Source organism: Streptomyces sp. NPDC090108, from assembly GCF_044747185.1.
Lineage (GTDB): Bacteria > Actinomycetota > Actinomycetes > Streptomycetales > Streptomycetaceae > Streptomyces.
Genome location: NZ_JBIVDQ010000004.1, coordinates 157160 through 175691, shown reverse-complemented (window position 1 = coordinate 175691; position 18532 = coordinate 157160). Strand labels below are relative to the sequence as shown.

Below are 18532 nucleotides of genomic sequence, written 5' to 3'. Positions count from 1 at the left end.
CGTACCGGGAGGCACCGACGGGGCCGTACCGGCAGCGGTACGCACCCGCCCTGTCCAGCGGTTTCCCCACTCGGGCACCGGCGGGCCGGTTCATCTCTCGAACCGGTATCCCATGCCGGGCTCGGTGATGAAGTGTCTCGGGTGCGAGGGGTCCGTCTCCAGCTTCCGCCGCAGCTGGGCCATATACACCCGCAGGTAGTTGGTCTCGGTGCCGTACGACGGCCCCCACACCTCCTGGAGGAGCTGCTTCTGGCTGACCAGTCGTCCGCTGTTGCGCACCAGCACCTCCAGCAGGTGCCACTCGGTCGGGGTGAGCCGGACGTCCTTGCCGGCCCGGTTGACCTTCTTCGCGGCCAGATCGACGGTGAAGCCCTCGGTCTCCACGCTCCTCACGTCGTCCTCGCCCGCGCCGACGGGCTCGGCCCGGCGCACCGCGGCCCGCAGCCGGGCCAGCAGTTCGTCCATGCCGAACGGCTTGGTCACGTAGTCGTCGGCGCCCGCGTCCAGCGCCTCGACCTTCTCGTCGGAGGAGTGCCGGGCGGACAGCACGAGGATCGGGACCCGGGTCCAGCCGCGCAGGCCCCTGATCACCTCGACGCCGTCCATGTCGGGCAGCCCCAGGTCGAGGACGACGACGTCGGGGTGGCGGGAGGCGGCGAGTTCGAGGGCGGTCCTGCCGTCGGGCGCCGCGTCGACGTCGTACTTGCGCGCCTTGAGGTTGATCACGAGGGCGCGCACGATCTGCGGCTCGTCGTCGACCACGAGCACCCGGGTCATAGGGTCTGCCTTTCTGGTTCTGCGGTGTCCTCCCCCGCGGGGAGGGGCTCGGGACGCGGTGCCGCCGCGCGCAGGCTCAGCACCATGGTGAGCCCGCCGCCGGGTGTGTCCTCGGCGGTCAGACTGCCGCCCATGGCCTCGGCGAAGCCGCGGGCGACGGCGAGGCCGAGGCCGACCCCGGCGCCGCGCGGGGCGTCGCCGTAGCGCTGGAAGGGCTCGAAGATGCGGTCCTTGGCCTCGTCGGGCACCCCGGGCCCGCGGTCGGCGACGCGCACCTCGACGCGGTCCGTCAGGACGCTCGCGGAGACCAGGACGCGCCCCCCGGGCGGGCTGTACTTGACGGCGTTCTCCACCAGGTTGGCCACCGAGCGCTCCAGCAGTCCGGGGTCGACGGCGACCATCGGCAGGGTCTCGGGGACGTCCAGGTCGACGCTGTCCTCGGGGACGCCGACCAGGGCCATCGGGACCACCTCGTCCACGTCGATCTCACGGATCAGCGGGGTGACCGTGCCGGTCTGGAGGCGGGACATGTCGAGGAGGTTGCCCACGAGGTGGTCGAGCCGGTCGGCGCCCTCCTCGATGCCCTCCAGCAGCTCCGCCCGGTCCTCCTCGGACCAGGCCACGTCGTCGGAGCGCAGCGAGGTGACGGCCGCCTTGATGCCGGCGAGCGGGGTGCGCAGGTCGTGGCTGACGGCGGCCAGCAGGGCGGTGCGGATGCGGTTGCCCTCGGCGAGGGTGCGGGCCCGGTCGGCCTCCTCCCGCAGGCGCCGGCGGTCCAGGACGACGGCGGCCTGGGCGGCGAACGCGGCGAGCACCCTGCGGTCCTCGGCGGGCAGCACCCGTCCGGTCAGCGCGAGCGCCATGTGGTCGCCGACGGGCATGTCGACGTCGGCGTCCTCGGGCCGTTCCAGGGGAGGTCCGAACCCGCTGCGGCCGGCGCAGGTCCAGGGGTCGACGTCACCGGCGCGTTCCAGCAGGGCCGCCGACTCCATCGCGAAGGTCTCCCGGACCCGCTCCAGCAGCTCCTCCAGGCTCGTCTCGCCCCGCAGGACGTTGCCGGCGAGGAAGGAGAGGATCTCCGACTCGGCGCGCAGCCGGGCCGCCTGGTGGGTGCGGCGGGCGGCGAGGTCGACCACGGAGGCCACGGACACGGCGACCCCGAAGAAGATCGCGATGGCGACGATGTTCTTGGGATCGGCGATGGTCAGCCGGTGCAGGGGCGGCGTGTAGTAGTAGTTCAGCAGCAGCGAGCCGAGGGCCGCGGAGGCGAGGGCGGGGAGCAGGCCGCCGAGCAGCGCCGCCGCGACCGTGACGGCCAGGAACAGCAGCATGTCGTTGGCGAGGCCGAGGTCGACGGAGTTCAGCAGCACCGCGAGGACGGCCGGGCCGCCCAGTCCGACCAGCCAGCCCCAGACGATGCGGGCCCGGCCGAGCCGTGCGCCCCGGGCGACCGGCAGCCCGCGGCCCTTGGCGACCGCCTCGTGGGTGACGATGTGCACGTCGATGTCGGGGCCGGAGTCGCGGGCGACCGTGGCGCCGACGCCGGGTCCGAAGACGTACTGCCAGGTCTTGCGGCGCGAGGAGCCGAGCACGATCTGGGTGGCGTTCACGCCGCGGGCGAAGTCGAGCAGGGCGGCCGGTATGTCGTCGCCGACGACGTGGTGGAAGGTGCCGCCCAGGTCCTCCACCAGGGTCCGCTGTACGGCGAGTTCCTTCGGGGAGGCCGCGGTCAGGCCGTCGCTGCGGGCTATGTACACGGCGAGCACCTCGCCGCCCGCGCCCTTCTCGGCGAGCCGGGCGGCCCGGCGGATCAGGGTGCGCCCCTCGGGGCCGCCGGTCAGGCCGACCACGATCCGCTCCCGCGAGCCCCAGATCCGGGAGACCTGGTGCTCGCTGCGGTAGGCGTTCAGGTACTCGTCGACCCGGTCGGCCACCCAGAGCAGCGCGAGTTCGCGCAGGGCGGTGAGGTTCCCGGGCCGGAAGTAGTTGGACAGGGCCGCGTCGACCTTGTCCGGCTGGTAGATGTTGCCGTGGGCCATGCGCCGGCGCAGCGCCTGCGGGGACATGTCGACCAGCTCGATCTGGTCCGCGCGCCGTACGACCTCGTCCGGCACCGTCTCCCGCTGGCGCACCCCGGTGATCGACTCCACCACGTCACCCAGTGACTCCAGGTGCTGGATGTTGACGGTGGACACCACGTCGATCCCGGCGGCGAGGAGTTCCTCCACGTCCTGCCAGCGTTTGGCGTTGCGGGAGCCGGGCACGTTGGTGTGGGCCAGCTCGTCCACCAGGGCGATCCGGGGGCGGCGCGCCAGCACCGCGTCCACGTCCATCTCGGCGAAGACGCCGTCCCGGTACTCCAGGCTGCGGCGCGGCACCTGCTCCAGGCCGTGCAGCATCACCTCGGTGCGCGGACGGCCGTGGTGCTCCACGTAGCCCACCACGCAGTCGGTGCCCCGCTCGGTGCGGCGATGGGCCTCGGCCAGCATCGCGTAGGTCTTGCCCACACCCGGTGCCGCGCCGAGGTAGATCCGAAGCTTGCCGCGTGCCATGGCCTCATTGTCTTCCCGTGACTGCTGCGTGCGCAGCGCCGACCTTACGGCCGCCGGGGCGGACAAAGCGGGCAAGGGGCCGGTCAGGGGTGGTCCTTGACGCAACCCTGACGGGCACGGTCGGGGTGGCCGCCGCCGCGCGGCCCGGCACGGACCGGGCCTGCGCCACCGTACGACCGGGCACGCGCCGGACGTGCGCGGCGAGGCGGCCGGGCACGGACCCGGCGTACGCCACCAGGCGGCCGGATGCGGGCCCTGCGTACGCCGCCGAGGCGCCGACGGCGTCATGCGGCCGGGCCCGCGCCGCGCGGCCGCGCTCAGTGCTGGACGATCTCGCCGTCGCGCAGTTCGAGCACCCGGTCGGCGAGGTCGAGCAGGGCGGCGTCGTGGGTGGCGACCAGGGCGGTGGCCGGCTCGCTGCGGACGACGGCGCGCAGCAGTTCCATGACGGCGTGCCCGGTGTCGGCGTCGAGCTGGCCGGTCGGCTCGTCGGCGACGATCAGGGCGGGCCGGTTGGCGAGGGCGCGGGCGATGGCGACCCGCTGCTGCTGGCCGCCGGACAGCTCGCCGGGCCGCTGGGCCGCGTGGTCCGCGAGCCCGACGAGGGACAGGAGCAGTTCCACGCGTTCCTCGCGCTCGCGCGGGTCGGCCCTGCGCAGCCGCAGGGGTACGCCGACGTTCTCGGCGGCGGTGAGGATCGGGATGAGCCCGAAGGACTGGAAGACGAACCCGATCCGGTCGCGGCGCAGCCGCAGCAGTCCTTCCTCGCCGAGGTCCGCGAGGTCGCTCCCGTCGACCTCGACCCGGCCGCGGTCGGGGGTGTCGAGTCCGCCGACGATGTTGAGCAGGGTGGTCTTGCCCGAGCCGGAGCGCCCCTTGAGGGCGACGAGCTCGCCGCGCGGCACCTCGAAGGAGACGCCGCGCAGGGCGTGCACGGCGGCGGCTCCGCGGCCGAAGGACTTGTGGACGTCCTCCACCCGCACCATGGTCTCGGTGATCACTGTGCTGCCCATGCCGTCTCCCCCGCGTCCCCGTGCCCCTGTCCGTCCCCGTGCGCGCCGGTGCCCGCGCCTTCACGCGGTGGGCCGTCTCCCGTGTGCGCGGGGTCCGGACCGGCGGGCCCGGGCCCCGGGGGCCGGGCGCCAGTATGGCCGCGGGCGCCCGGCCGATCAACGGTTCGACCGCTGCGAGGCGGTTCGGTTCGGGTGCAGGACGGTTCGGTTCGGGTGTGAGGCGGTTCAGTTCGGGTTGTCGCCGTGGGTGAGGGTCTCCCAGGCGACGAAGAGGTTGTTGCTGCCGGCGGGCCGGTTGTTCCGGGTCAGCGTCTGGGTGTTGGTCATGGCGATGCCCAGGCGGTTGTGCAGGGCGTTGTAGCCGACCTCGGTGACCGGGCCGAGTCCGAGGGCGAGCGAGCCGCCGCACAGCCAGTCGGGGACGGCGGTGCCGAGCTGGTACTTGGACTGGAAGCCGAGGGCCTGGCGCAGCCGCTCGCCGACGTCGGTGCCGTACAGGTCCTGTCCCTGGATGCGGCTGGTCTCGGCGACGTGGGAGATCGCGGAGATGCCGTACCCGGTGTGGGTGAGGTCCCGGCAGGTCTCCTGGGTGAGTCCGGTGACGAAGGTGGACTGGCCCTGCCAGTAGGAGACGATCTTGTCGCGGGTGTTCAGGTTCTGGCTGGGCACGGTCTTCGGTACGTCGCCGTCGGAGGCGAGGTAGACGTAGGCCGCCGTGCGGGTGCGGAACCTGGCCATCGCGCTGTCGTACGACGCCTTGTCCTCCAGGAAGACGGAGATGCCGACGGCGGCCTCCGTCATGGACAGCTCCCAGTTGCCGTTGGAGTTGGAGCCCTTGATGACGACCGGGAGGTAGACGTCGCGCAGCATGGTCGCGAAGCGGCCGGAGTTCGCCCAGTTCCCGGTGTACGTGTACTTGATGATCTCGGCGGCCTTGGGCCAGGAGGAGCCGGCCCAGCCGGTCTGCAGGGGCGCGTTGCTGTTGGTGTGGCCGGTGATGGTCCCCGACCAGGCGTCCATGATCTGGATGGACTTCTGGGCGTAGCGCGCGTCCCGGGTGATGTACCAGGCGAGGGCGTCGGTGTAGGCCGCGATGGCGTCCTCGCGCTCGTCGGTGCAGCCGTGGTCGGGGTTGGAGTAGGAGCCGCACTCGACGGTGGCCCGCGGCTTGGGCGTGCGGTTCAGGTCGGCGTACCGGCTCGCCAGCATCTGGTCGTACGCGCTCTTCCAGGGCTGGGCTCCGGCCAGCACCTTGTCGCGGGCGAAGTCCAGCTGGCCGCGGGAGACGGTGACTCCGGGGTGGACGAAGGCGGTGGGGGCGGCGTGGGCGGCGGGGGCCGTGAAGGTGCCCAGGAGCAGGGCTGCCACGACTGCGAGCAGTGGGGTACGGCGCATCGCGACTCCGTTCATGTGAGTGAACTCGGAGCGCCTCCATGAACAAGGCGTTGGCCGGAGACGGTAGGTACAGACCATTGGCCCGTCAAGGGGTCACGCATGTGTTCGCGGGGTCAGGCATGCGGAAGGGCCGCACCCGGTGGGGTGCGGCCCTCTCGTGCGTTCCACGTCCCTCGCACCCCGCGGGGCGCGGAGGGCGGGTGTCCGTGTCTAGCGGACCTCGGTGATCTCCGGTCCGCGCTGGAGCTGGCCCATGCCGCCCGAGAAGCGGGAGCCCTCGTCCTGCTGCTGGACGCCCTCGGGAACCATCTGGGCGTCGTTGGGCAGCTTGAGGACGATCGGGTCGCGGGGCGCCATCGGGCCCTCGCCGCGGACCACGACCGTGTCCCGGAAGATCTGCTCCAGCAGGCCGGCGGCCTGCGGCTGCACGGCGCCCTGGCCGGAGATCACACCGCGCAGGAACCAGCGGGGACCGTCCACGCCGACGAACCGGACGACCTGGAAGCCGCTGGTCCCGTCCGGCAGCTGCACCGGCACCTGGGCGCGCAGTTCCCAGCCGAGCGGACCCTCGACCTCGTCGATGATGCCACCCTGCTGGGTGATGCCGCCGCCGATCTCCTCGCGGACCTCGCCCCAGATGCCCTCACGCTTGGGGGCGGCGAAGGCCTGGAGCTGGATGGCGCTGTCCCGCAGCACGACGGTCGCGGCGACGATCGCGTCACCGGCGACCTCGACCCGCAGTTCCATGCCGTCGACGCCCGGTACGAACAGACCGCCCAGGTCCACACGGCCCTCGGCCGGATCACGCACCTCGGTGCTGTCCCACGGCCCCTCGGGCCGGGGTCCGGGCTCCAGCCGGACGCGCTCGCGCTCGGCCTCCACCACGTCCGCCTCGGTGTCGACGCTGTCGACGACCTGCTCGGCCTCGCCGGCCGCGCCCTCGGCGGCACCCTTCTTGTTGCGACGTCCGAACACGTCACTGTCCTTCCCGGTCGGATACGACCGAAGCGTATCGATTCCCACCCGTCGGACCGCCTGTGGCGGCCTGACCGCTTGTGCCGCTCGCATCGCCCACCGCGGCATGGCCACCGGTGGACCCGAAGCCCCCCTCGGCCCGGGCAGAACCGGGAAGCTCCGCGACCTCCTGGAAGCGGACCCTCTCGACCTGCTGGACGACCAGTTGGGCAATCCGGTCGAAGCGCTCGAACCGCACGGACTCGCGCGGGTCGAGATTCACCACGATCACCTTGATCTCCCCACGGTACCCGGCATCCACCGTCCCTGGGGCATTCACCAGGGCCACACCGCAGCGTGCGGCGAGGCCGGAACGGGGATGCACGAAGGCCGCGTACCCCTCGGGGAGGGCGATCGCGACGCCCGTCGGCAGCACGGCCCGTTCACCGGGCGCCAGCTCGCACGCCTCGGTGGTGCGCAGGTCGGCGCCGGCGTCCCCGGGGTGCTCGTAAGCCGGAAGCGGTACGTCGGGGTCGACGCGGCGGATCCGCACGTCCAGGGGATCGCGCGGGGCGGGGCTGCCGGTGTGGTCGGTGGTCACGGGTTCACCTCGAAAGCGCGGGTACGCCGGAGACGGTCCGGGTCGCTCATCGCGGCCTGGATCTCCTCGTCGCGGCCGTGGTCGGTGAAGTGGTCGACCTTGACCTCGACGAAGAGGGCGTCGGCACGGACGGCGACGGGCCCTTCGGGTCCGCCGATGCGCCCTATGGCGGTCGAGTAGATCTTCCGCCCGGCGACGGCGGTGACCTCGGCCTCCAGGTACAGCGTGGTACCGACCGGCACCGGCCGCACGTAGTCGGTCTCCAGCCTGCCGGTGACGGCGATGGTCCGCAGCAGCCAGTTCAGCGAGCCGAGGGTCTCGTCCAGGGCCGTGGCCAGCACTCCGCCGTGCGCGAGACCGGGGGCGCCCTGGTGGGCCGGCTGGACGGTGAACTCGGCGGTCAGCGAGACGCCCTCACCGGCCCGCGCCTCCAGGTGCAGCCCGTACGGCTGTCCGGGGCCGCATCCGAAACAGTGTTCGTAGTGGGCGCCGAGAAGTTCGCCGGGCGCGGGGGCGTCGGGATGCCGTACGGGTTTCACCGCGTCGGCGGGGGGCTGAAGAGCCGCGGAACTACCACTCACAGGCGCAGACCTTACCCGCCCGTCCGCAGCCCGCCATCGCCCCGCCCTGCGGGGCCGCGCCCGGCTCCGCCCCGGCTCCCGGCACACGCGGCTCCCGTGCCAAGCTTGGCTCCATGCAGCTCTCCGCCACCCCGTACGAAGAACGCCTCACCGCTCCCCGCTCGTGGTGGTTCCTCAGCTTCCTGGTGGGCGTCGCGTTCGCCCTGGTCCTGCTCCCGTTCGGCACGCTGCCGCTGCTCGGCGGCCTGGTCGGCGGCACGGCGGCGACCGCGGTCGTGGCCAGCGCGTACGGCTCCCCGCGCATCCGCGTGGTGGGCGACTCGCTGATCGCGGGCGAGGCGAAGATCCCGGTGGCGGCGCTGGGCACGTCCGTGGTGATGGACGCGGAGGAGGCCCGCGCCTGGCGCACCCACAAGGCCGACGTCCGCGCCTTCCTGCTGCTGCGGGCGTACATCCCGACCGCGCTGCGCGTCGAGGTCACCGACCCCGAGGACCCGACGCCCTACCTGTACCTGTCGACCCGGGAGCCCGAGCAGCTGGCCGCGGCGATCGAGGCGGCCAGGGAGCGGACGGCGCACTAGGGCGCCGCCCTGCGGCCACGTCACCCCGGAAGGCACCGGGGGTCACCGGAGTCACCGGGAACAGGGCCTCAGGGGCGCGTGGGAAGCCCGGGACAGGGGTCCCGGAGGTCCGGGGAGGCACTCCCGCGTTCGTGCGGGCAGGGGCGCGGCAGGGCGCTTTCCCGGCACGCTCCTGGGCGCCGGGACCGGGCGGCCCCGGGAGGGGCGTCAGTCTCCGGGTTCTCCGGGGAACCCGTCCATCGGCAGCGGGTTCCGCGGCTCCTCCAGCGGCGGCTGCTCCGGCAGCTCGTCCCAGGGGACCTGGATCTTCCGCAGGTCCTTGCGGACCAGGGAGGCGAGTCTCTTGGTGTCGCGGCGGTTCATGACCGCTCCGACGGCGGCGCCGACCATGAACGGAATGAGGTTGGGCAGGTCTCTGACCAGCCGCTTCATGATCTGCTGGCGCAGTTCGCGTTTCATCCGGCCCCCGAGGGCCACGTCGATCGTCGACGGCTTCATCACGTCGATCCCGCGCTCCCCCGACCAGGAGGACAGATACGCGGCACTGCGGGTGGCGAGGTTGCCCGGCGGCCGTACGCCGTACACCTCGTGCAGTTCGGCGATGAGCTTCAGCTCGATCGCGGCGACCCCGGTGATCTCCGCGGCCAGTTCGGTCGGCATGGCCGGCGGCACGGGCAGCATCGCCGCCGCTCCGATCCCCGCTCCGACCGCCGAGGTACCGGCGGCCGCGCCCGCCACGAGCTTGTCGGCGAGCTGCTCGGGTCCGAGGCCCGGGAACTGTCTGCGCAGGGTCGCGAGGTCACGTACGGGAACGCGCGGGGCGATCTCGATGATCCGGTCCGCGAGGTGGCCGAGCCCCGCGCGGGCGCGGCTGCCGGCCCTGCGGGCGCCTTCCCGGGCCAGATGCCGGGCCTTGCCGCCGATCACCGCGGCCTCGCGCTTGACGACGGCCCGCCTGGTGGCGGGCTCGTGCGCCGGCTCCGGCCGGTCGGACCGGCCGGACGCCGGTTCGAGCGAGGCTCCCGCTCCGGGTGAGCCCCGCTCGTCGTCACGCGCACCGTAGGGGCCGTCGGACGGCCCTTGGTCCGCTCCCCCGAAGGGGAAACGGCGCTTCCGTGGAGGGGTCGAGCCAGTCACGGCCGACCCCGCCTCAGTCGCAGTCGCGGCAGATCGGCTGGCCGTTCTTCTCTCGGGCCAGCTGGCTGCGGTGGTGGACCAGGAAGCAGCTCATGCAGGTGAACTCGTCCTGCTGCTTCGGCAGCACACGGACGGCCAGCTCCTCGTTCGAGAGGTCGGCGCCCGGGAGTTCGAGGCCCTCGGCGGCCTCGAACTCGTCGACGTCCACCGATGAGGTGGACTTGTCGTTCCTGCGGGCCTTCAGCTCTTCAAGGCTGTCCGAGTCGACGTCATCGTCGGTCTTGCGTGGAGTGTCGTAATCGGTTGCCATATCGCTCTCCCCCTCTGGGTGTCTGCGGTGTCTCCAGCGCACGTAACGCGTGAGAGGCCGGACTTGTGCCCGACCTGAGGCGGAGATTTTGCCTCACATCAAGGTCTGTTACTCAATCGACACCCAATCCGACCTCTCAAGAGTGATCGGCTTGGATGGCGGTGAGGACCGTACACGGTTCGAATGCCGCACCTCAAAGGCGCCTCACCGTGTACTTCCCGTGATCAATAGCCCTGAAAACCCGGATTTTACCGGCTTTCCGCCTGGTGTCATGATCACGGAGAGTACATGGCCGGAAATCCGTCCATGTGATCGATCACACAAGAACAACCGTGCTCAGTGGTCGGAAAATTCCGCGCAAAGCGAACATGTTCCGCGAGTGTCGGATTCCGGTTCACGAGGGCAGGGTGACGCGCATCACCAGACCTCCGCCCTCGCGCGGCCTGGCCCCGATGTGACCGCCGTGCGCGCGGGCCACGGAGCGCACGATGGACAGGCCGAGGCCGACCCCCTTGTCGCTGCCCGTGCGCTCCGTGCGGAGCCGCCGGAAGGGCTCGAAGAGGTTGTCGATCTCGTACGCCGGCACCACCGGACCGGTGTTCGACACGGTGAGTACGGCCTGCCCGTGCTCGACGTCGGTGGTGACCTCCACCCAGCCGCCCTCGGGCACGTTGTAGCGCACCGCGTTCTGGACCAGGTTCAGGGCGATCCGCTCCAGCAGGACGCCGTTGCCCCGCACCACGGCGGGCTTCCGCTCGCCCCGGATCTCGACGCCCTTGGCCTCCGCCTCGGCGTGCACCTGGTCGACGGCCTGGGAGGCCACCTCGGCCAGGTCGACGGGCCCGCGCTCGATGATCTGGTTGTCGCTGCGGGCGAGCAGCAGCAGGCCCTCGACAAGCTGCTCGCTGCGCTCGTTGGTGGCCAGCAGCGTCTTGCCGAGCTGCTGCAGCTCCACGGGCGCGCCGGGATCGGAGAGGTGCACCTCGAGAAGCGTGCGGTTGATCGCCAGGGGCGTGCGCAGCTCGTGGGAGGCGTTGCCGACGAAGCGCTGCTGGGCGGTGAAGGCCCGCTGGAGGCGGTCCAGCATGTCGTCGAAGGTGTCCGCCAGCTCCTTCAGCTCGTCGTCCGGGCCGTCCAGCTCGATCCGGCGCGACAGGTCGGACCCGGCCACCTGGCGGGCGGTGCGGGTGATCCGGCCGAGCGGGGACAGCACCCGGCCCGCCATCGCGTAGCCGAACGCGAACGCGATCACGGCGAGGCCGAGCAGGGCGAGCAGGGAACGGCTGAGCAGGTTGTCGAGGGCGGCCTGGCGCTGCTGGTCCACGCAGTGCGCGATCGCCTGGTTGAAGACCGACAGCTGCAGCGAGCTGGAGTTGATCGCCGGGCAGTTGTCGCTGGACACCTTGATCGCCGTACCGCTGACGATCTTGAACAGCGGCTGGTTGCCGGTGCTGATCGCCTGCGCGGCCAGCAGGTAGATGATCGACAGCAGCAGGATGCCGGCGATCAGGAACATGCCGCCGTACAGCAGGGTGAGCCGTATGCGGATGGTCGGGCGCAGCCAGGGGAAGGGCGGCTGGGGCCGGCGGGGGTCCCAGGTCGGCTTCGGGGGCGCCTGGGGCGGCACGGGTGTCGTGGCCACGGCGGATCAGATCCGGTAGCCCGAGCCGGGCACCGTGACGATCACGGGTGGCTCGCCCAGCTTGCGGCGCAGCGTCATGACCGTCACGCGCACCACGTTGGTGAACGGGTCGGTGTTCTCGTCCCAGGCCTTCTCCAGCAGCTGCTCGGCCGAGACGACCGCGCCCTCGCTGCGCATCAGCACCTCCAGGACCGCGAACTCCTTGGGCGCGAGCTGGATCTCCTTGCCGTCGCGGAAGACCTCGCGGCGGTTGGGGTCCAGCTTGATCCCGGCGCGCTCCAGCACGGGCGGCAGCGGCACGCTCGTGCGGCGGCCGAGGGCGCGCACGCGGGCGATCAGCTCGCTGAAGGCGAACGGCTTCGGGAGGTAGTCGTCGGCGCCGATCTCCAGTCCCTCGACGCGGTCGCTGACGTCACCCGACGCGGTGAGCATGAGCACGCGTGTGGCCATGCCCAGTTCCACGATCCGGCGGCAGACGTCGTCCCCGTGCACGAGCGGGAGGTCGCGGTCGAGGACGACCACGTCGTAGTCGTTGACGCCGATGCGCTCCAGGGCGGCGGCGCCGTCGTACACGACGTCGACGGCCATGGCCTCCCGGCGCAGTCCGGTGGCCACCGCATCGGCGAGCAGCTGCTCGTCCTCGACGACGAGTACGCGCACGTCGCTTGTCCTTCCTGATGTCCACTCGCGTAGCGCGCGACAGCGCGTGCGGGCGGAGGGTGTCCGTGGGAGTGTGACGTCCATCCTGCCCTTTTCGGCCATAAGTCGGCTGTAAGACGGGGACCCGGGCCGCGGGAACGGGTGGGGCGGGACGGAACGACGAGAATTTCTCCTCCGGCCAGGTTTCCCCGGAGGGGAGCGCGGGGAGGACGGCTGTACACCCCGCGATCACGCTCTGCATGTGCCGCAGCACCATGCGGTACTCCGCGGTCCGCTTCCGCAGAGCCGGCGGGGGTGTCCAGGCACCGTCGCCGCCCGGCCGGGCAGCGCTGGGCACCCGCGAGAGCCGTGATCGTCTCTTCTCCAACCCGGCACACCCCCGTGCCACCGACCCACGACCCTGGACGAGGGGGCGCAGCATGGACGCATTCACCGCAGGACTTCTGCAGCGCATAAGGGCGACCGAGACCGACCTGTCGCGGGCTCGTGACGAGGGCGACGACTTCCTCGCCGAGGTGGAGCAGGCCGAGCTCGACGACCTGAAACGCCTCGCCGCCGAACACGGTGTGGAGGTCGGCGCGTCACGCGTCTGATCGACCCGGAACACAGCGGGACCCCCGGCGAATCCAGCGCCGGGGGTCCCGTTGCGTTCTCCGCGAGTGCTGTTCTACACCCGTCGCACGGCCGCGGGAGCCGGTTGCGCGACGACCCGCCGGTGGCGGTCAGTCGTGCCAGGCCCCGAAGTCCTCCAGCAGCCGCTGGAGGGGCTCGAAGACCCCGGGCGTACCGGCGACGGTCAGATCCCGTGAGAGCCGCTCTCCGGGCCGTCCACCGGTCAGCGCGCCCGCCTCACGGGCGATGAGGTCCCCCGCGGCCCAGTCCCACGGGTTCAGTCCCCGCTCGTAGTAGCCGTCCAGGCGTCCGCAGGCCAGGTCGCAGAGGTCGACGGCCGCCGACCCGCCGCGCCGGATGTCCCGCAGCAGGGGGACGACGCGTGCGGCGACCTCGGCCTGGTGCGCCCGGACCCCGGCGACGTAGTTGAAGCCGGTGGACACGAGTGCCTGGTCCAGCGGGGGCGCGGGGCGGCAGGACAGGGCACGCTCCCCCTCCCAGGCTCCGGTGGCCCAGGCACCCGCCCCGCGTACCGCGTGGTACGTCTCGCCGCGCATCGGCGCCGCGACGACCCCGACGACCGTCTCGCCGTCCTGCTCGGCCGCGATGGAGACGGCCCAGGTGGGCAGGCCGTAGAGGTAGTTGACGGTGCCGTCGAGCGGGTCGATCACCCAGCGGACGCCGGTCGTGCTCTCGGTGGCGGCGCCCTCCTCCCCGAGGAAGCCGTCGCCGGGGCGGCGGGCGGAGATCAGATCGGTGATCAGCTTCTCGGCCGCGATGTCCATCTCGGTCACCACGTCGATCGGGCTCGACTTGGTCCTGGCCACCGCCAGGTCGGCCGGGCGGCCGTCCCGCAGCAGCTCACCGGCGCTGCGGGCGGCCTCCTGGGCCAGTGCGAGCAGTTCCGTGTGCAGGGCCTCGGTCACGGGTCTCCTCTGCGCGTAGGGGGTGTGTGTTCCGGTGCGGGCCGGCCGGTCCGGCGGGCCCGGCGGGCGGTCCTACGACGGGCTGTCGGCGCCCGCGGCGGCCGGGCGCGGGGCGCGGGCCGGGCAGCAGCCGACCGGGCAGACGTCGTGGCTCGCGCCCAGCGCGCCGAGCGCGCACGGGGTGACCCGCTGCCCGCGCTCGGTGGCGGCCCGCTCCAGGACCAGGTCGCGGACGGCCGCGGCGAAGCGCGGGTCGGCGCCCACGGTGGCCGAGCGGCGCACCGGCAGTCCGAGCTCCGCGGCCTTGGCGGTGGCCTCGGTGTCGAGGTCGTAGAGGACCTCCATGTGGTCGGAGACGAAGCCGATGGGCGCCATGACGACGGCCGGGGCGCCGGCGCCGTGCAGCTCCTCCAGGTGGTCGCAGATGTCGGGCTCCAGCCACGGGATGTGCGGGGCGCCGGAGCGGGACTGGTAGACGAGCTGCCACGGGTGGTCGACGCCGGTGCGCTCGCGCACGGCGTCCGCGATCAGCCGGGCCACCTCCAGGTGCTGCGCGACGTACGCGCCGCCCTCGCCGTGCGCCTCGACGGGGCCGGAGGTGTCGGCCGCGGCGGTCGGGACGGAGTGGGTGGTGAAGGCGATGTGGGCGCCGTCGCGGACGTCCTCGGGGAGGTCGGCGAGGGATCGCAGCACGCCGTCGACCATGGGTTCGACGAAGCCCGGGTGGTTGAAGTAGTGCCGCAGCTTGTCGACCGACGGCGGCCGGAGCCCCTCGGCCTCCAGCGTGGCCAGCGCGTCGGCGAGGTTCTCGCGGTACTGGCGGCAGCCCGAGTAGGAGGCGTAGGCGCTGGTGGCGAGCACCAGGACGCGGCGGCGGCCGTCGGCGGTCATCTCGCGCAGGGTGTCGGTGAGGTACGGCGCCCAGTTGCGGTTGCCCCAGTAGACCGGCAGGTCCAGACCGTGCCCCGCGAAGTCCTTGCGGAGGGCGTCGAGCAGGGCACGGTTCTGGTCGTTGATGGGGCTGACCCCGCCGAACAGGAAGTAGTGCTGCCCGACCTCCTTGAGGCGTTCCTTGGGGATGCCCCGTCCGCGGGTGACGTTCTCCAGGAACGGCACCACGTCGTCGGGTCCTTCGGGTCCGCCGAAGGAGAGCAGGAGGAGGGCGTCGTAGGGGCTGGCATCGAACACGTCTGGCATGTCTCGATCCTGCCACCCGGCACCGACAGCGCGGGAACAGCGGGCGAGGAGTCGCGATGCGGACGGTTTCGTATGATTTTCCCGGCCGTCATTCCTGGTGCGATTAGGGTTACCTAACTCGTAAGCTGTATCAGCCGCATTCGCGCCTTACCGAGTCGCTTCGGAGATCACGTGCCCAGCCCCTACCGCGCCCTGTTCGACGAACCAGGCACGAAGAGCTTCTCCGCCGCGGGCTTCCTCGGCCGGATGCCGCTGTCGATGATGGGCATCGGCGTGGTCACGATGGTCTCTCAGCTGACCGGGCGCTACGGGCTCGCGGGCGCGCTGTCGGCCACCATCGCGCTGGCCGCCGCGGCGATCGGTCCGCAGATATCCCGGCTGGTGGACCGGCACGGGCAGCGCCGGGTGCTGCGCCCGGCCACCCTGGTGGCGCTCGCGTCGGCCGCCGGGCTGCTGATCGCCACGTCGCTGCGCCTGCCGGACTGGGTGCTCTTCGTGTGCGCGGCCGGCATCGGCTCGGTGCCGAGCCTCGGCGCGATGGTCCGGGCCCGCTGGGCGGCCCTGTACCGGGGCACCCCGAAGCTGCACACCGCCTACTCGTTCGAATCGGTCGTCGACGAGACGTGCTTCATCTTCGGGCCGATCATCTCCATCGGCCTGTCCACGGCCTGGTTCCCGGAGGCGGGCCCCCTGCTCGCCGGCTGCTTCCTCGCCGTCGGCGTCTTCTGGCTGACCTCCCAGCGCGCCACCGAACCCGAGCCGCACCCGCGCGAGCGGCACGGCGGCGGGAGCGGCAGCGCGCTGCGCTCCCCCGGGCTCCAGGTGCTGGTGGCGACCTTCGTGGCCACGGGAGCGATCTTCGGCGCGGTCGACGTGGTCACCGTGGCCTTCGCCGACGAACGCGGCCACAAGGCCGCCGCCAGCGTGGTGCTCGCGCTGTACGCCGCCGGTTCCTGCGCGGCCGGCGTGGTCTTCGGGCTGCTGCGCTTCTCCGGGGCGCCGGAACGCCGCTGGCTGCTGGGCGTGAGTGCGATGGCCGTGAGTATGATCCCCCTCCTACTGGTCGGAAACCTGCCGCTTCTGGCCGTGGCGCTGTTCGTTTCGGGGCTGTCCATCGCACCCACGATGATCACGACGATGTCCCTCATCGAAGAGCACGTACCTCGCGCGAACCTCACCGAGGGGATGACCTGGGTGAGCACCGGCCTGGCGGTCGGGGTCGCGCTCGGCTCCTCCGCGGCCGGCTGGGTGATCGACGCGGCCGGGGCGCGGGCCGGGTACGGGGTTCCGGCCGTGTCCGGGGCCGTCGCGATCGCGGTCGGTTTCCTCGGGTACCGCCGGCTGCGCAGGCCGGCGGCGGGGCGGGGAGGCACCGTTGAGCAGCACAGCGAGCGGCAAGAACGGCACCTGGCGTAACTGGGGCGGCAACGTCACCGCCCGCCCCGTCCGGCAGGTCACGCCGGCGTCCGTGGAGGAGCTGGCCGCCGAGGTGCGCCGGGCCGCCGAGGACGGGCTGACGGTGAAGGCGGTCGGCACCGGCCACTCCTTCACGTCCATAGCCGCCACCGACGGTGTGTTGATCCGCCCTCAACTGTTGACCGGCATCCGCACGATCGACCGGACCGCCATGACGGTCACGGTGGAGGCGGGGACCCCGCTCAAGCGGCTCAACACGGCACTGGCGCGCGAGGGTCTGTCGCTCACCAACATGGGCGACATCATGGAGCAGACCGTCTCCGGCGCCACCAGCACCGGCACGCACGGCACGGGACGCGAGTCCGGCTCGATCGCCGCGCAGATCACCGCGCTCGAACTCGTCACCGCGGACGGCTCGGTGCTCACGTGCTCGGCCGGGGAGAACCCCGACGTCTTCGCGGCCGCCCGCGTCGGCCTCGGCGCCCTCGGCGTGGTCACCGCCCTCACCTTCGCCGTGGAGCCGCTGTTCCTGCTCAGCGCGCGCGAGGAACCGATGTCCTTGGACCGGGTGCTGGCCGAGTTCGACCAGCTGTGGGCCGAGAACGAGCACTTCGAGTTCTACTGGTTCCCGCACACGGGCAGCACCAACACCAAGCGCAACAACCGCAGCGCGGGTCCGGAGCGGCCGGTGGGACGGCTGGCCGGGTGGTTCGAGGACGAGTTCCTCTCCAACGGCGTCTTCCAGGCGGCCCAGTGGGCCGGCCGCGCCGCGCCCGCCGCGGTCCCGGCGATCGCGGCGGTCTCCAGCAGGGCGCTGTCCGCGCGGACGTACACCGACATCCCCTACAAGGTGTTCACCTCGCCGCGCCGCGTGCGGTTCGTGGAGATGGAGTACGCCGTTCCGCGCGCCGCCCTGGCCGGAGCGCTGCGCGAACTGAAGGCCGTGGTGGAGCGCTCCGGTCTGCGGGTGAGCTTCCCGGTCGAGGTGCGCACCGCCCCGGCCGACGACATCGCGCTGTCCACGGCGTCCGGCCGGGACAGCGCCTACATCGCCGTCCACATGTTCCGGGGCACGCCCTACCAGGCCTACTTCAGCGCCGCCGAGCGCGTGTTCACCGCGCACGAGGGCCGGCCGCACTGGGGCAAGGTGCACACACGGGACGCGGAGTACCTCGCCGGGGTGTACCCGCGCTTCGGGGAGTTCACGGAGTTGCGGAACCGTCTAGACCCGGAACGGCTGTTCCGGAACGACTACTTGCGGAGGGTTCTGGGACCGTAGGCACCGCCGTGGTCGCGCCGGGCGTGGGCGTGGGCGTGGGCGTCGGGGCGGCCCGGTCCGGGCCGGAGGGGGTGGTGGTGCCGGACCCCTGCCCCGGGGTGCGGTCCGGCTCCGGGGTGGCCTGGCCTGCCGTACCGGTGCGGCCGGTCCCGCCGGGCTCACCCGCCGTGGCGCCGCCGGTCCGCGGGGTGCTGGAGGGGGACGAGGAGGGAGCGCCGTCCCCGGGCTCCGGGGAGTGCGCGCCGCGTCCGCCGCCGACGGCGTCGCTGACCGTCGTGCCTCCGCCGCCGCTGAAGCTGCTGCCGGACACCAGCTCGTACGTCGTGATGCCGGCCATGGTGACGCCGAAGACGAGGGCGGCGGCGAGCACCGGACGCTTCCAGCTCTTCACGCGCGCGCGGTAGACGGTCGCCTCGCCGAATCCGCCCGCGGCGGACGGCTCCTGCCGGTGCGTCTCCTGCTCCCGCGCCCGCCCCTTCGACCGCGGGACGGTCTTGGCCTCGCGCAGCTGCTCGCCCGTCCTGCGGAAGGCCTGCTGGAAGAGGGAACCGCCGCAGGTGGCGATCACACTGACGAGTCCGGCACCGAGGATCGTGCCGTACACCCCGAAGTACGAGGCCAGTTTGGCCGCCACCACCGCCGCGAGCGCACTGCCGGCGACCTGGGGGACGCTCAGGTCGAACCGCTTCCGACCCGCTTCGGGCGTTTCACGCATACCCGGAACCTGCCTGCCTTTCCCGTACTTGATCGACATCGAGCGATCTTCTGCAGGAGAAGGGACGTACGAACGAAAGCAATAGTTCCGTTTATGGACATAGCGTGAGGTTCGCCACGTTCACTCCCATGTGGAACCGTCCGCGCACGGTCAAGTCGCACTCCTTGCCAGAAGTTGGGCGGCG

Annotated in this window: 18 protein-coding genes; 4 read left to right on the top strand and 14 right to left on the bottom strand. The window is 72.2% G+C overall.

Annotated elements, in window-relative coordinates; all coding sequences use genetic code 11:
* Positions 1 to 90: 90 nt before the first annotated feature.
* From ACIPRD_RS15865 to ACIPRD_RS15835, 7 genes are all read right to left on the bottom strand, one after another.
* Positions 91 to 777 carry a response regulator gene (locus tag ACIPRD_RS15865; protein WP_401563386.1) on the bottom strand — a complete coding sequence of 229 codons (687 nt, stop codon included), beginning with the start codon at positions 775 to 777 and terminating at the stop codon, positions 91 to 93.
* Positions 774 to 3329 carry an ATP-binding protein gene (locus ACIPRD_RS15860; RefSeq protein WP_401563384.1) on the bottom strand — a complete coding sequence of 852 codons (2556 nt, stop codon included), beginning with the start codon at positions 3327 to 3329 and terminating at the stop codon, positions 774 to 776. The genes ACIPRD_RS15865 and ACIPRD_RS15860 overlap by 4 nt, the downstream gene beginning before the upstream one ends.
* Positions 3330 to 3646: 317 nt before the next feature.
* Positions 3647 to 4342: an ABC transporter ATP-binding protein gene (locus ACIPRD_RS15855; RefSeq protein ID WP_356406614.1), complete on the bottom strand. Its 696-nt coding sequence runs from the start codon at positions 4340 to 4342 to the stop codon at positions 3647 to 3649.
* A 225-nt stretch (positions 4343 to 4567) separates the two neighbouring features.
* Positions 4568 to 5737 (bottom strand): alginate lyase family protein, encoded by a 1170-nt coding sequence (locus tag ACIPRD_RS15850; protein ID WP_356406617.1) that lies wholly within the window; start codon positions 5735 to 5737, stop codon positions 4568 to 4570.
* A 210-nt stretch (positions 5738 to 5947) separates the two neighbouring features.
* Positions 5948 to 6712, bottom strand: coding sequence for a DUF3710 domain-containing protein (locus ACIPRD_RS15845; protein ID WP_356406620.1), 765 nt, complete (start codon positions 6710 to 6712; stop codon positions 5948 to 5950).
* Position 6713: 1 nt separating this feature from the next.
* Positions 6714 to 7292, bottom strand: coding sequence for a dUTP diphosphatase (gene dut, locus ACIPRD_RS15840; protein ID WP_356406623.1), 579 nt, complete (start codon positions 7290 to 7292; stop codon positions 6714 to 6716).
* Entirely contained in the window at positions 7289 to 7873 is a 585-nt protein-coding gene (locus tag ACIPRD_RS15835; protein ID WP_401563381.1) for a PaaI family thioesterase, read from the bottom strand. The genes dut and ACIPRD_RS15835 overlap by 4 nt, the downstream gene beginning before the upstream one ends.
* Positions 7874 to 7986: 113 nt before the next feature.
* On the opposite strand from ACIPRD_RS15835, the gene ACIPRD_RS15830 reads away from it, so the two are divergent.
* Positions 7987 to 8454: a DUF3093 domain-containing protein gene (locus ACIPRD_RS15830; RefSeq protein ID WP_401563378.1), complete on the top strand. Its 468-nt coding sequence runs from the start codon at positions 7987 to 7989 to the stop codon at positions 8452 to 8454.
* Positions 8455 to 8661: 207 nt separating this feature from the next.
* Here the strand turns inward: ACIPRD_RS15830 and ACIPRD_RS15825 are convergent, their stop codons facing one another.
* From ACIPRD_RS15825 to ACIPRD_RS15810, 4 genes are all read right to left on the bottom strand, one after another.
* Positions 8662 to 9591 carry a hypothetical protein gene (locus tag ACIPRD_RS15825; RefSeq protein ID WP_401563375.1) on the bottom strand — a complete coding sequence of 310 codons (930 nt, stop codon included), beginning with the start codon at positions 9589 to 9591 and terminating at the stop codon, positions 8662 to 8664.
* Between the two features lie 13 nt (positions 9592 to 9604).
* Complete coding sequence (locus ACIPRD_RS15820; RefSeq protein WP_003997302.1) at positions 9605 to 9901, bottom strand: DUF4193 domain-containing protein; 297 nt, start codon at positions 9899 to 9901, stop codon at positions 9605 to 9607.
* 394 nt (positions 9902 to 10295) lie between these two features.
* On the bottom strand, positions 10296 to 11543 hold the full coding sequence (locus ACIPRD_RS15815; RefSeq protein WP_356406634.1) for a HAMP domain-containing sensor histidine kinase: 1248 nt from the start codon (positions 11541 to 11543) through the stop codon (positions 10296 to 10298).
* A gap of 6 nt (positions 11544 to 11549) precedes the next feature.
* A complete protein-coding gene (locus ACIPRD_RS15810) occupies positions 11550 to 12203 on the bottom strand; it encodes a response regulator transcription factor (RefSeq protein ID WP_356406637.1) in 654 nt (217 codons plus the stop codon).
* Between the two features lie 419 nt (positions 12204 to 12622).
* On the opposite strand from ACIPRD_RS15810, the gene ACIPRD_RS15805 reads away from it, so the two are divergent.
* The gene (locus ACIPRD_RS15805; RefSeq protein ID WP_356406640.1) at positions 12623 to 12796 is read left to right on the top strand and encodes a hypothetical protein; all 174 of its coding nucleotides are present in this window, start codon (positions 12623 to 12625) and stop codon (positions 12794 to 12796) included.
* 129 nt (positions 12797 to 12925) lie between these two features.
* On the opposite strand, the gene ACIPRD_RS15800 is transcribed toward ACIPRD_RS15805, so the two are convergent.
* Together ACIPRD_RS15800 and ACIPRD_RS15795 are read right to left on the bottom strand one after the other, a co-directional pair.
* Positions 12926 to 13741, bottom strand: coding sequence for an inositol monophosphatase family protein (locus ACIPRD_RS15800; protein WP_356406643.1), 816 nt, complete (start codon positions 13739 to 13741; stop codon positions 12926 to 12928).
* 72 nt (positions 13742 to 13813) lie between these two features.
* Positions 13814 to 14938, bottom strand: a complete 1125-nt coding sequence (locus ACIPRD_RS15795; protein ID WP_356406646.1) for a ferrochelatase — start codon at positions 14936 to 14938, stop codon at positions 13814 to 13816.
* Between the two features lie 171 nt (positions 14939 to 15109).
* On the opposite strand from ACIPRD_RS15795, the gene ACIPRD_RS15790 reads away from it, so the two are divergent.
* Positions 15110 to 16354 (top strand): MFS transporter, encoded by a 1245-nt coding sequence (locus ACIPRD_RS15790; protein WP_356406649.1) that lies wholly within the window; start codon positions 15110 to 15112, stop codon positions 16352 to 16354.
* Positions 16314 to 17633, top strand: coding sequence for a D-arabinono-1,4-lactone oxidase (locus ACIPRD_RS15785; RefSeq protein WP_356406652.1), 1320 nt, complete (start codon positions 16314 to 16316; stop codon positions 17631 to 17633). The genes ACIPRD_RS15790 and ACIPRD_RS15785 overlap by 41 nt, the downstream gene beginning before the upstream one ends.
* Here ACIPRD_RS15785 and ACIPRD_RS15780 read toward each other — a convergent pair.
* The gene (locus tag ACIPRD_RS15780) at positions 17557 to 18348 is read right to left on the bottom strand and encodes a hypothetical protein (protein WP_401563371.1); all 792 of its coding nucleotides are present in this window, start codon (positions 18346 to 18348) and stop codon (positions 17557 to 17559) included. The two genes, ACIPRD_RS15785 and ACIPRD_RS15780, sit on opposite strands and share 77 nt — an antisense overlap.
* Positions 18349 to 18532: the final 184 nt, after the last annotated feature.

What these genes read in the sequence shown, in the direction of transcription:
- ACIPRD_RS15860 (WP_401563384.1), bottom strand. Translation starts at nt 3,329, where the DNA reads ATGGCACGCGGCAAGCTTCGGATCTACCTCGGCGCGGCACCGGGTGTG.
- ACIPRD_RS15830 (WP_401563378.1), top strand. Translation starts at nt 7,987, where the DNA reads ATGCAGCTCTCCGCCACCCCGTACGAAGAACGCCTCACCGCTCCCCGC.
- ACIPRD_RS15850 (WP_356406617.1), bottom strand. Translation starts at nt 5,737, where the DNA reads ATGCGCCGTACCCCACTGCTCGCAGTCGTGGCAGCCCTGCTCCTGGGC.
- ACIPRD_RS15780 (WP_401563371.1), bottom strand. Translation starts at nt 18,348, where the DNA reads ATGCGTGAAACGCCCGAAGCGGGTCGGAAGCGGTTCGACCTGAGCGTC.
- ACIPRD_RS15855 (WP_356406614.1), bottom strand. Translation starts at nt 4,342, where the DNA reads ATGGGCAGCACAGTGATCACCGAGACCATGGTGCGGGTGGAGGACGTC.
- ACIPRD_RS15820 (WP_003997302.1), bottom strand. Translation starts at nt 9,901, where the DNA reads ATGGCAACCGATTACGACACTCCACGCAAGACCGACGATGACGTCGAC.
- ACIPRD_RS15865 (WP_401563386.1), bottom strand. Translation starts at nt 777, where the DNA reads ATGACCCGGGTGCTCGTGGTCGACGACGAGCCGCAGATCGTGCGCGCC.
- ACIPRD_RS15795 (WP_356406646.1), bottom strand. Translation starts at nt 14,938, where the DNA reads ATGCCAGACGTGTTCGATGCCAGCCCCTACGACGCCCTCCTCCTGCTC.
- ACIPRD_RS15805 (WP_356406640.1), top strand. Translation starts at nt 12,623, where the DNA reads ATGGACGCATTCACCGCAGGACTTCTGCAGCGCATAAGGGCGACCGAG.